We start from the raw sequence: 13,381 nt of genomic DNA on the forward strand, positions 1-13,381 counted from the left end.
GCCGCCAGACCCACCACCGACACCCGGTCGAACAGATCCACCGCGAACTCCACACTGCCTTCCAAGCCGTCCTCGGACTCGGCCAGCTGGAAGGAGAGGTCGAACTTCGCGGCGTCGTGGGCGAGGGGTTCCGGGGCGATGCGCAGGCCGTCCAGGTCGAGGATGGCCTCCGCGTTGTTCTGGAAGGCGAGCATCACCTGGAACAGGGGGTGGCGGGCCATGGAGCGCTCGGGGTTGAGGATCTCCACCAGGCGCTCGAACGGCACGTCCTGGTGGGCGTAGGCCGCCAGGTCCGTCTCGCGCACCCGCTCCAGCAGCTCACGGAACGTCGGATCGCCCGACAGATCCGTCCGCAGCACCAGGGTGTTCACGAAGAAGCCGACCAGGTCGTCCAGTGCCTCGTCGGTACGGCCGGCCGTCACACTGCCCAACGGGATGTCGTCGCCCGCGCCCAGGCGGTGCAGGAGCGTGGCCAGGGCGGCCTGGACCACCATGAACAGGCTGCCGCGGGTCTCGGCCGCGAGGGCCAGCAGACGTTGGTGGGTCTCGCGGCTGACGTGGAAGGGGACGGTGTCGCCGCGGTAGCTCATCCGCGCCGGACGCGGCCGGTCCGCCGGCAGCACCAGCTCCTCCGGAAGCCCCGCCAGCGCACCTCGCCAATAGTCCACCTGCCGCGAGAGCTCACTGGTGGGATCGTCCTCCTCACCCAGCACCTCACGCTGCCACAGCGTGTAATCCGCGTACTGCACCGGCAACGGCTCCCACACCGGAGCCACACCCTGCGCACGCGCCGCATACGCCTCCCCCAGATCACGCGCCAACGGACCCATCGACCACCCGTCACCCGCGATGTGATGCACCACCAGCAACAGGACGTGGTCGGACGCCGCGCGGCGGAACAGGGCCGCGCGCACGGGGAGTTCGGTGGCCAGATCGAACCCGCGGGCCGCTTCCGCGGCCAGTGCACCCGCGTCGTAGGGGACCGTGACGAGCTCGGGGCGGGCGTCGCCGGCGGCGAGGATCAGCTGGCGGGGGCGGCCGTCGGTGTCGGGGAAGACGGTGCGCAGGCTCTCGTGGCGGGCCACGACGTCCCCGAGGGCGCTCCGCAGGGCGGCGGGATCGAGCGGGCCGGTGAGGCGTACCGCGAGCGGGATGCTGTAGGTGGCGCCCGGTCCCTCGACGCGGTTCAGGAACCACAGGCGGCGCTGGGCCGGTGAGAGGGGGACGGTGTCGGGGCGGGGGCGCACGGTGAGCGCGGGGCGGGTGTCGCCCCTGTCGCCGAGGCGTTCGGCGAGGGCCGCCGGGGTGGGGGCCTCGAACAGGGCGCGTACGGCGAGTTCGGCACCGAGCCGGGAGCGGACACGGGTGGTCACGCGGGTGGCGAGCAGGGAGTGCCCGCCGAGGTCGAAGAAGCTGTCGTCGGCGCCGACCCGCTCCAGGCCGAGGACCTCGGCGTAGATGTCGCACAGCGCCTTCTCCTGGGCGGTGCGCGGGGCGCGGCCCTCGGCGGCGGTGGCCGGGGCGGGGGCGGGCAGGGCCTTGCGGTCGAGTTTGCCGTTGACGGTGACGGGGAGCCGGTCGAGGACCACGAAGGCGGACGGCACCATGTAGTCGGGCAGGCGCTCGGCGAGCCGTCGGCGCAGTGCGTCAGGCGTGGGGGCGGGGCGTCCGGCGGCGGGCGCGGCGTAGGCGACGATTTCCCGGATGCCGGGGCGGTCCTCGCGGACCACGACGGCGGCCTGCGCGATGTCCTCGTGGGTCTCCAACCCGGTCGCGATCTCGCCGAGTTCGATGCGGAAGCCGCGGATCTTCACCTGGTCGTCGATGCGGCCCAGGCAGTCGATGCGGCCGTCCCTGGTCCAGCGGGCCAGGTCGCCGGTGCGGTACATGCGGGTGCCGGGCGGGCCGTAGGGGTCGGCGACGAACCGTTCGGCGGTGAGGGCGGGGCGGCGGAGATAGCCACGGGCCAGGCCCGCGCCGGCGAGGTACAGCTCGCCGGGCGCCCCCGGGGGGACGGGGCGCAGGGCGCCGTCGAGGACGTAGGCGCGGTAGTTGTCCAGCGGGCGGCCGACCAGGACGCGGTCGCTGTCGGTGATCTGTTGGCCGAGGGCGTCGACGGTGGTCTCGGTGGGGCCGTACAGGTTGAAGGTGACCGGAAGGTCCAAGCCGGCGAGTTCACGGCGCAGCGCCTCGCCGAGGGCCTCGCCGCCGAGACCGACGATCAGCGGGCGCAGTTCCGGGTCGGCGGTGAGGCCGAGTTCGTGGAGCTGCTGGAAGTGCCCGGGGGTGGTGTCGAAGTGGTCGATGCGTCCGACCCGCTGTACGTAGGCGTACAGGACGGTGGCGTCGTGCCGGGCCTCGTCGTCGATGAGGTGGAGTTCGTGTCCGGCGAGCATCCACAGCAGCGGGTCGATCGCCGCGTCGAAGGAGAAGGAGGCCGCGAGTGCCGCCCGCAGCCGGCGTCCGCCGGTGGTCGCGATGACCGGGCCGTACAGCTGGCCGAAGTGGTCGTGGAAGAGGTTGACGGCGCTGCGGTGCTGGACGGTGACGCCCTTGGGGCGGCCGGTGGAGCCGGAGGTGTAGATGATGTAGGCGGCGTTGTCGGGCCGGGGGGCGCCGCCGCGTTCCTCAGGGGTGAGGTCGGCGCCGGACCAGCCGCTGTCCCGGTCGACGGCGGGCAGCTCGGACAGGTCGGCGAGGTCGGCGACGGGGCGGGCGTCGTCGAGCATGTGGGCGATGCGGTCGGCCGGGTAGCCGGGGTCGATGGGCAGGTAGACGGCGCCGGCCTTCATGACGGCGAGCAGCGCGACGACGTGCTCGATGGAGCGGGGCAGCCGTACGGCGACGGTCTGTTCGGGCCGGACGCCCTCGGCGATGAGGTGGCGGGCGAGCCGGTTGGCCCAGGCGTTGAGCGCGGCGTAGGTGAGGCTGATGTCCTGGAAGACCAGGGCGGTGGCGTCGGGTGTGCGGGCCGCCTGCTCCTCGAACAGGCCGGGGAGGGTGCCGGTGGGGTGTTCGTGGGCGGTGTCGTTCCACTCGACCAGCACCTGGTGGCGTTCGCGTTCGGTGAGGAGGTCCGTCGCGGACAGGGGGCGGTCGGGGTCGGCGGCCAGGTCGGTGATCAGGCGGACCAGGCGGTCGGCCAGGTCCTGCGCGGTGTCCCGGTCGAAGAGGTCGGTGGCGAACTCGATGCCGCCGTCGATGCCGTCGGGGGTGCCGTCCTCGGTGAAGCGTTCGGCGAGGACGACGGACAGGTCGAAGGCGGACGTCTTCAGGCCCACGGCGCGGCCGGTGGCGGTGACGGCGCCGAGGTCGAGGGTGGCCTCGGCGTTGTTCTGGAAGGAGAGCATCACCTGGAACAGCGGGTGCCGGGCGAGCGAGCGCGCGGGGTTGAGGATCTCCACGAGCCGCTCGAAGGGCACGTCCTGGTGGGCGTAGGCCGCCAGGTCCGTCTCCCGGACCCGCGCCAGCAGTTCGCGGAATGTCGGGTCGCCGGAGAGGTCGGTGCGCAGCACCAGGGTGTTGACGAAGAACCCGACGAGGTCGTCGAGCGCCTGGTCGGTGCGGCCCGCGACCGGGGTGCCGACGGGGATGTCGTCGCCGGCGCCGAGGCGGTGCAGCAGGGCGACGAGGGCGGCCTGGGCGGCCATGAACACGCTGGCCTGTTCGCCGCGCGCGAGGGCGGTGAGGCGGCGGTGGGTGACGGCGGGGATCGTGAGGCCGACGGTGTCGCCGCGGTAGGTCGTCTCGGGCGGGCGCGGCCGGTCGGCGGGCAGGGTGAGCTCCTCGGGGAGCCCGTCGAGGGTGCGGCGCCAGTGGTCGATCTGACGGGCGAGTTCGCTGCCCGGGTCGTCCTCGTCGCCGAGGACGTCGCGCTGCCAGAGCGTGTAGTCGGCGTACTGGACGGGCAGCGGCGGGAGGTCGGCAGCGTGGCCCGCGCACCGGGCGCGGTAGGCGGCCCCGAGGTCGCGGGCGAGCGGGGCCATGGACCAGCCGTCACCCGCGATGTGGTGCAGGACCAGCAGCAGCACGTACTCGGTGCCGTTGAGGGCGAACAGGCGAGCGCGCAGGGGTGGTTCGGCGGTGAGGTCGAACTCCTTGCCCGCGGCGGCGGCCAGGGCGCGGTCCAGGTCCTCCTCGGCGACACCGATGACGGGCATGCGCGGCACGGCCTGTTCGGGGGCGAGGATCTGCTGGCGGGGGCGGCCGTCGGTCTCGGGGAAGACGGTGCGCAGGCTCTCATGCCGGGCGACGATGTCGCCGAGGGCGGCGCGCAGGGCCTCGACGCGCAGTTCGCCGGACAGGCGTACGGCCATGGGCAGGTTGTAGTTGCCGCCCGCGTCCTCGAAGCGGCCGAGGAACCACAGCCGGCGCTGGGCGGGTGAGAGGGGGATCTCGTCGGGGCGTGGCATGGCGGTGAGGGGCGTGCGGGCCCGGCCGGAGGCGGCGAGCCGTTCGGCGAGGGCGGCAGCGGTGGGCGCCTCGAACAGGGCGCGGACGGCGAGTTCCGCGTCGAAGGCGGTGCGGACGCGGCTGATCAGGCGGGTGGCGATCAGGGAGTGCCCGCCGAGGTCGAAGAAGCTGTCGTCGATGGAGACCCGGTCGAGGCCGAGGACCTCGGCGAAGAGGCGGCACAGCTCGGCCTCGCGGGCGTCGCGGGGTTCCCGGCCCTCGGCGGCGGCACCGTCGGGGACGGGCAGGGCGCGGCGGTCGAGCTTGCGGTTGGGGGTGAGCGGCAGGGCGTCCAGGACGACGAAGGCGGACGGCACCATGTAGTCGGGCAGAGTGCCCTCGAGGTGGGTGCGCAGTTCCGCCGGGGTGGGGGCGGGCTGTCCGTCGGCGGGGGCGAGGTAGGCGGCGATGGTCTTGATGCCGGGCCGGTCCTCGCGGGCGACCACCGCGGCCTGGGCGAGGGCGGGGTGGGTGGTCAGGGCCGCCTCGATCTCGCCGAGTTCGATGCGGAAGCCGCGGATCTTCACCTGGTGGTCGCCGCGGCCGAGGTAGTCGAGCTCGCCGTCGTCGGTCCAGCGCACCACGTCGCCGGTGCGGTACATGCGGGTGCCGGGCGGGCCGTAGGGGTCGGCGACGAAGCGTTCGCCGGTCAGGCCGGGGCGGCCGAGGTAGCCGCGGGCCAGGCCCGCGCCGGCGAGGTACAGCTCGCCGGGCACCCCGGGCGGTACGGGGCGCAGGGCGCTGTCGAGGACGTAGGCGCGGGTGTTGCGGACGGGCCGGCCGATGGTGGGCCGGGCGGGCCAGGCGTCGGGGTCGGCGGGCAGGGTGGTGGCGGTGACGACGTGGGTCTCGGTGGGCCCGTAGTGGTTGTGCAGGAGCCGGCCGGTGTGCCGGTGGAAGTCCCGGATGCGCTTGCTGAGGACGAGGGCCTCCCCGGCCTGGGCGAGGTGGCGCAGCGCGGGCAGGTCCAGGCCCTGGCCGACGGCCTCGTCGCACAGGGCGTCGAGGACCAGGTTGGGCGCGTACACCTCGTGGATGTCGTGTGCGTCGAGCCAGCGCACGAAGGCCGCGGGGTCGCGGCGGGTGTCCTCGTCGGGGATGACGAGGGTGCGGCCGGACAGGGTGGCGGAGAGGATCTCCTGTGCGGACACGTCGAAGCTGATGGCGGTGAACTGGGCGGTGCGCACGCCGGCTTCGCCGGGGAGTTCCTCCTCGTGCCAGGTGATGAGGTTGGCGAGGGCGCCGCCGGGCATGGCGACGCCCTTGGGGCGGCCGGTGGAGCCGGAGGTGTAGATGACGTAGGCCGGGGTGAGCGGGCTCAGGGGGGCGGTCCGGTCGGCGTCGTCCGGGTCGGTGTCCGGCAGGGCGGCGAGCGCGGCGGCACAGGCGGGGTCGTCGAGCAGCAGGTACGGGGTGTCGGCGTCCGCGGCGGCCGACGCGATACGTGGTCGGGTGGCGGAGTCGGTGAGGACGAGCGCGGGGCGGGCGTCGCCGAGCATGTGGGCGATGCGGTCGGCGGGGTAGGCGGCGTCGACGGGCAGGTAGGCCGCGCCGGACTTGAGGACGGCCCACAGGGCGACGATCAGGTCGACGGAGCGGGGCAGCGCCAGGGCGACGGTGCGCTCGGGTCCGGCGCCGTGCGCGATGAGCTGCCGGGCCAGGCGGTTCGCCCGGGCGTCGAGTTCCCGGTAGGTGAGCGCGGTGCCGGCGTGCTGGACGGCGACGGCGTCGGGGTGCCGGTCGGCGGTCCGACGGAACAGGGCGGGCAGCGTGGTGGGGTCGCCTGGTCGAGCGGTGTCGTTCCACTCGGTGAGCACCTTGGCGCGGTCGGCGGCGGTGAGCAGGTCGAGCCGTCCGACGGGGGTGTCCTCGGCGCCGGTGAGGGCCGTGAGGAGGCGCAGCAGGCTGTCGCCGATCTCCGTGGCGGCGGCCCGGTCGACGACGTCGGGCCGGTGGCTCAGTTCCAGGGCGAGGGTGGTGCCGGCGTGGACCATGAGGCCGAGCGGGTAGTGGGTGCCTTCGTGGCTGCGGCCGTCGACGACGCCGAGTCCACCGGCCGAGCGGCGCAGTCCTTCGGTGTCGACCGGGTAGTTCTCGAAGACCAGCAGGGTGTCGAAGAGTTCGCCGCCGACGGGGGTGAGCCGCTGGAGGTCGGCGAGGCCGAGGTACGGGTGGTCCATGAGGCCGGCCTGCTGGTCCTGGAGGCGCTCCAGCAGGTCGCCGACGGTCTCGGCCGGGTCGAGCCGCACCCGCACCGGGAGGGTGTTGATGAACAGGCCGACCATGGTCTCCACGCCGGGCAGCTGGGGCGGCCGGCCGGAGACGGTGCCGCCGAACACCACGTCGTCGCGTCCGGTCAGCCGGCCGAGCACGATCGCCCAGGCGGCCTGGACGACGGTGTTGACGGTCACTCCGCGCTCGCGGGCCCACCTGGTCAGCGCGGCCGTACGGTCCGCGGGCAGCTCGACGCGGGTGCCGGCCGGGGCGACGGGGTCGCGTGACGCGTCGGGCGCGGCGAGCAGGGTCGGCTCCTGCACGCCGTCGAGCACCTGCCGCCAGGCGTCCTCGGCGGCCGTGCGGTCCTGGGCGGCCACCCAGGCGAGGTAGTCGCGGTAGGGGGCGACGGGCGGCAGGGCGGTCTCGTCGCGGCCCGCCCTGATCAGCCCGTACAGCTCGAAGAGTTCGCCGATGAGCAGGGCCCGGGACCAGCCGTCGAGCAGGATGTGGTGGGCGGTGACGAGGAACTGGTGGCGGCCGTCGCCGAGGCCGACGAGCGTGAACCGGATGAGCGGGGGGCGCGTCAGGTCGAAACGGCGGGCCCGGTCCTCGGCGGCGACGCGTTCGGCCGCGGCGACGCGCTCACCGGCGGGCAGGTCCGTCAGGTCCACCAGGGTCCAGTCGGGGGCGACCGTGTACGGGATGAGCTGGACGGGTTCGCCGTTCTTCCGGTAGCGGAAGGCGGCGCGCAGTCCGGCGTGGCGGCGCAGCACGGCCGCGCAGGCCTCGTGCAGCGCGTCGGTGTCGAGGCCGCCGTCGAGGTCGAGGACGAACTGCATGGTGTAGACGTCCGGCCCCTGCACGTCGTACTGCGCGTGGAAGAGGAGCCCTTGCTGGAGCGGAGAGAGCGGGAGGATGCCCTCGAGCCGCGGCTTCGCATCGGTCATGTCGCTTGTCTCCACTCAGAACTCGAAGTCTTCTTCGAACGCGGCGATCTCGTCCTGGTCGAGATGCAGCAGCGGGTCGGCCGGTGACGGCGCGGCGGACGGCCGTGCCGCGGGCGGCGCGACCGGTTCGACGGCCCGGGCGCCCGGCTGTGCGGCGTGGGCCGCCACGGCGCGCAGGGCGCGGAACCAGCCATCGGCGAGTGCGGCGATCTCGTCCTCGGTGAACAGCCCCTCGGGCCAGGTCCAGGAGGCGACCAGGCGGGGTCCGTCGGGGCGGTCCTGGGTCAGGGAGTTCAGTTCCAGGGCGTGCGCGGCCGGCATCGCGGGATCGCTGCCGCCCAGTCCCTGATCGCCCTCGTCGCCGTCCCCGGCCCCGAACCGGCCCAGGTAGTTGAAGCCGACCTGGGGCTTCGGCAGGGCGGCGAGCACGGGTGCGGTGTGCGGGTTGAGGTGGCGCAGCAGCCCGTAGCCGGCGCCGCTGTCGGGGAGCAGCGCGAGCTGTCCGGCGATCCGGGCCAGCGCGCGGCCGACGGCGGGGCCGCCGGTGGGCAGGCCGGCGAGGTCCTCGCCGTCCGGGCCCGGGTCGAGGCGGACAGGGAACAGGCTGGTGAACCAGCCGACCGTGCGGGAGACGTCCGCGTCCGGTACGACACCGGCGAGCAGGTCCTCCCTGCCGTGCCCCTCCAGGTCGATCAGCACACCGCCGGTGCGGTCGCGCCCCCGGTCGCGGTCCCACTCGGTGACGGCGAGGGCGAACGCCGTGAGCAGCACCTCGTTGACACCGGTGCCGAGCGTGGCCGGGACCGTGGTGAGCAGCGCCCTGGTCACGTCGGCGGACAGGGTGCGGGTGAGTGAGCGCGCCGTGGCGGCGGTGTCCCGGGCGGGGTCGAGCGGACGGGTGCCGAGCGGTTCCTCCGTGTGGCCGGCCAGCATGCCCGTCCACACCGGGAGTTCGGCGGCGCGCTCGGGTGCGGCGGCCGCCGCGACCAGGCCCCGCGCCCACTCGCGGAAGGACGTCCACACCGGTTCCAGGACCGGCTCCCGCCCGGCGGCCACGGCCTCGTGGGCGGCGATCAGGTCCGGCATCAGGATGCGCCAGGACACCCCGTCGACCACCAGGTGGTGGACGACGAGCAGCAGCCTGCCCAGGGCGTCGGGGCCGGCGTCGAAGCGGACGGCCTGGACCATGATCCCGGCGTCGGGGTCGAGCCGGTCCTGCGCCGCACGGCCCTCGGTGTCGACGACCGCCGCCACGGCGGCCTCGTCGAGCCCGGCGACGTCGACCCGGTGGATCAGGTCGGCGGCGCGCACGGCGCCCTTCGGCGGCACGTGCAGTCCCCAGCCGCCGGCCCCGCGCACCAGGCGGGCGCGGAGCATGTCGTGGTGGTCCAGTACGGCCTGGAGCACGGCGGCCAGGGCCTCCTGCGTGAGCTCACCCGGGACCGGCGCCATGACCGACTGGTTGAACCCGTCGACGCGGCCGCCCAGTTCGCGCAGCCAGTGGATGATCGGCGTGGCGGGCAGGACGCCGACGGCGGGGTCGGCGCCCTCCGGGTCGGGCGTGAGCGCCTGCTCGCCGGGGTCCTCGGGCAGGGCCGCCGCCAGGGCCTCGACGGTCTTGTGCCGGAACACCTCGCGCGGGGTCAGCACCAGCCCGGCGAGCCGGGCCCGGCCCACCAGCCGCACCGAGGCGATGCTGTCGCCGCCGAGCGCGAAGAAGCTGTCCTCGACACCGACCCGGGGCAGCCCGAGCACCTCGGCGAACAGCGCGCTGAGCAGTTCCTCGCGCGGGTTCGCCGGGGCCCGCCCCGCCGGCCCGGCTCCGAACTGCGGGGCGGGCAGCGCCTTGCGGTCCAGTTTGCCGTTGGTGTTGAGCGGCAGCGCCTGAAGCGTCACGAACGCGGCCGGGACCATGTAGTCGGGCAGCTCGGCCGCCGCGTGGGCCCGCAGCCGGTCGGCGTCGGGGGCGGTGCCGTCCGGCACCACGTACGCCACCAGCAGCTTGCTGCCGGGCCGGTCCTCGCGGACGACCACGGCGACCCGGGCCACGCCCTCGTGCCGAACCAGCACCGCCTCGATCTCGCCGAGTTCGATCCGGAAGCCGCGCACCTTCACCTGGAAGTCCGTGCGCCCCAGGTACTCCAGGTCGCCGCCGGTACCCCACCGCACCAGGTCACCGGTGCGGTACATGCGCGCCCCCGGCAGCCCGTACGGGTCGGCGACGAAGCGTTCCGCGCTCAGCCCGGGCCGGCCCAGGTAGCCGCGGGCCAGTCCCGCGCCACCGAGGTACAGCTCGCCGGGCACGCCGGGCGGTACGGGACGCAGGGCGCCGTCGAGGACGTAGGCGCGCGTGTTGAGAACGGGCCGGCCGATGGGCGGCACCCGGGTGCCGTCGAGTTCGGCCGTGGTGGACCAGATGGTGGTCTCCGTCGGCCCGTACACGTTGACGACCCGCTGTCCGTACGCGGCCATCGACTCGGCGAGCGCGGCCGGTACGGCCTCGCCGCCGACCAGCATCCGCAGCCCGCGCAGCGTCCCCGGCACCTGGTCCACCAGGGTCTGCCAGAGCGACGGGGTTGCCTGCAGCACGGTTCCCGCGTGCTCGGTGATCAGCGCGCCGAGGGAACCGGGGTCGAGCACCTCGTCCCGGCTCGCCACGACCACGCAGGCACCGGCGAGCAGCGGCAGGTACAGCTCCAGGGCGGCGATGTCGAACGACACCGTGGTGACCGCGACGAGCCGGTCGCCGGTGTCCATGGGGACGCGCGCGGACATGTCGTCGAGGAAGTTGTCCAGGGCCGCCCTGGGGATCACCACGCCCTTGGGGCGCCCGGTGGAACCGGAGGTGTAGATGGCGTACGCCGATGTCCTGCCGTCGGCGGCGGGCGGAGCCGGGGCGTGGGCGGGCCGGGCGGCGAGCGCGCGGCCCGTGTCCGGTGCGTCGAGCAACAGCACGGGGGTGTCGGACTCGGGCAGGGCCTTCGCCGTACCGGAGGTGGTGATCAGCAGGGAGGGCCGGGCGTCAGCGAGGACATGACCGAGCCGCTCCGCAGGGTGCTCCGGGTCCAGCGGGACGTAGCCGGCGCCGGACTTGAGGACGCCGAGCAGGGCCGTGACGAGATCGGCCGAGCGGGGCAGGGCGACGGCGACGAACCGCTCCAGGCCCGCTCCGCGCTCACCGAGCAGTGCGGCCAGCCGGGTCGCGCGGTCGTCGAGCTCGGCGTAGGTCAGGCGCTGTTCGCCGCAGATCACGGCGGTCGCGCCGGGGTTCTCGGCGACGCGGCGGGCGAACCGCGCGAGCAGCGGTTCGGCACCGGGCTCCGCGTGGGCCTCGCCGGACCAGTCACCGAGCACCAGCCGCTCGTCGGCGTCCGTGAGCAGCCGCAGCTGCCCCACCGGGGTGCCGGCCTGCCCGGCGGCCTCCGTGAGCAGCCGCAGCACGCAGGCGGCGAGCGTGTCGACGCGGTCCTGACCGATCAGGTCCGGCCGGTGGGCCAGGTCGAGGCCGAGGGAACGGCCCAGGCCGACGGTGAGACTGAGCGGGTAGTGCGTGCTCTCGTGGTTGTCGCCGCCGACGACGCCCAGTCCGCCCGCCTGGGCGCGCAGCCCGTTCGCGTCGAGCGGGTAGTTCTCGAAGACGACCAGGGTGTCGAAGAGTTCACCGACGCCGGTGGCGCGCTGGACGTCCGCGAGCGGCACGAACTGGTGATCCATCAGCCCCGCCTGCTGCGCCTGGAGCCGGTCCAGCAGCGCGCCGAACGTCTCGGCCGGGTCGAGGGCGACCCGAACCGGCAGGGTGTTGATGAACAGCCCCACCATGGACTCCACGCCCGACACCTGCGGCGGGCGCCCGGACACGGTGGCGCCGAACACGACGTCGTCGCGCGCGGTGAGCTGCCCGAGCATCACCGCCCAGGCCGCCTGCACCACGGTGTTGACGGTCACCCCGCGCTCCCGCGCCCAGCGGGCCAGCGCGGCGGTCTGCGCCTGCGGCAGCTCGACCCGGGTGCGCACCGGCTGCACCGGTGCACGGGACGGGTCGGGCGCCGCGAGCAGCGTCGGCTCGTCCACCCCGTCGAGCACCCGCCGCCAGGCCGCCTCGGCGGCGCCGCGGTCCTGCTCGGCGACCCAGGCCAGATAGTCCCGGTACGGCGTGAGGCGGCCCAGCGACGAGCCGTCGCCGCCGGCTCCGTACAGCGTGAACAGCTCGCCCAGGAAGACCGGCATGGACCAGCCGTCGAGCAGCAGGTGGTGATGGCTCACCACCAGCCGGTGCCGGTCGGTCGCGGTCGACACGAGCGTGAACCGCATCAGCGGCGGCCGCGCGAGATCGAACCGACGGGCACGGTCCTCGGCGACGAACCGGTGGGCCGCGGCGGCGCGTACCTGCTCCGGGAGGGTGGTCAGGTCGACCTCCGCGTAGGGGAGTTCGACGTCGGCGGGGACGACCTGGACGGGTGTGCCGAGGCCGTCGTTCCGGAACGCGGCGCGGAGGTTCGCGTGCCGGGTGAGCAGGGTGCGGATCGCTCCGCGAAGGGCCTCACGGTCGACGGTTCCCTCGATGTCGAGGGCGAGTTGGACGGTATAGACGTCCTCGCCGTGCTCGTCGTAGACCGCATGGAAGAACAGGCCCTGCTGGAGAGGTGACAGGGGCAGGATGTCGGTGAGTCGCCCATGGTCCGTCTCCAGGCGGTCGATCTGGTCCTGGGTGACCGTCACCAAGGGGCGGACGTCAGAGGGGGTCAGGCCGCCGGCGTGCGGGTCGGTCACGTGCGCCACAAGGGCGCGGAGTTCGGCGAACCACGCCTCGGCCAGCTCGCGCACCTGGTCGGGGGTGAACAGGGCGGACGGCCAGGACCAGTCCGCGTTCAGCCGCGGGCCGTCCGGGGTGTCCAGGGTGGCCGCGTTCAGGTCCAGGACATGGGTCAGGGGCATGCCCGGATCCCGGCCGTCGCCCAGGTCTACGTCTGTGACCAGGGACCAGGGCTCGCCCTGGCCCGCGGATACTTCGAAGCGGCCCAGGTAGTTGAAGCCGAGCTGCGGTGACGGCAGTTGAGACAGGACGGACGCCGTCTGCGGGTTGGCGTGGCGCAGCAGGCCGTAACCGATGCCGTGGTCCGGCAGGGCATGCAGCTGCTCCTTGACCCGCTTCAGCGAACGGCCCGGGTTCTCGCCTGGCGTGCCCGCGTCCAGACGGACAGGGAACATGCTGGTGAACCAGCCCACCGTCCGGGACAGGTCCACCCCGTCGACGACGTTCTCCCTGCCGTGACCCTCCAGCTCCACCAGCACCTCACGCGAGGAGGCCTGGCCCCGCCAGTCGGCGACCGCCCGGGCGAACGCCGTCAGCAGCACATCGTTCACACCCGCCCGGTAACGGGAGGCGACCTCGGTCAGCAGCGCACCGGTCACCTCCGCCGGCAACGACAGATGCAGATGCTCCACCGTCGAAGCGGTGTCCGTAGCCGGGTTCAACGGCCGCGAACCCAACGGAAGCTGAGATCCTTCGAGTTGTGCCTTCCACAGGTCCAGTTCGTCGCTGCGGTCGAGGGTGGTGAGTTCCTGTGCCCAGCGGCGGAAGGACGTGCCCACCGGCTCCAGCTCCACACCCTCGTAGGCGCGAGCGAGGTCGGGGAGCAGCACCCGCCAGGACACCCCGTCCACCACCAGGTGATGCGCCATCACCAGCAGCCGGCCCGACTCGGCGAACCACACCGCCTGCACCATCACCCCGGCATCCGGATCCAACCGGCCCTGCGCTTTGC

2 protein-coding genes are annotated in these 13,381 nt (G+C 74.0%); both read right to left on the reverse strand.

All coding sequences use genetic code 11. The features are described from left to right. On the reverse strand, window positions 1-7,616 hold a 7,616-nt coding region (locus IE153_RS40375; protein ID WP_189594655.1), incomplete at its 3' end, for a non-ribosomal peptide synthetase. A 15-nt stretch (window positions 7,617-7,631) separates the two neighbouring features. Beyond that, window positions 7,632-13,340 carry a non-ribosomal peptide synthetase gene (locus IE153_RS40380; RefSeq protein WP_438817988.1) on the reverse strand — a complete coding sequence of 1,903 codons (5,709 nt, stop codon included), beginning with the start codon at window positions 13,338-13,340 and terminating at the stop codon, window positions 7,632-7,634. Between the last annotated feature and the right edge of the window lie 41 nt (window positions 13,341-13,381).

The organism is Streptomyces massasporeus (genome assembly GCF_014648995.1).
Classification (GTDB): domain Bacteria; phylum Actinomycetota; class Actinomycetes; order Streptomycetales; family Streptomycetaceae; genus Streptomyces; species Streptomyces massasporeus.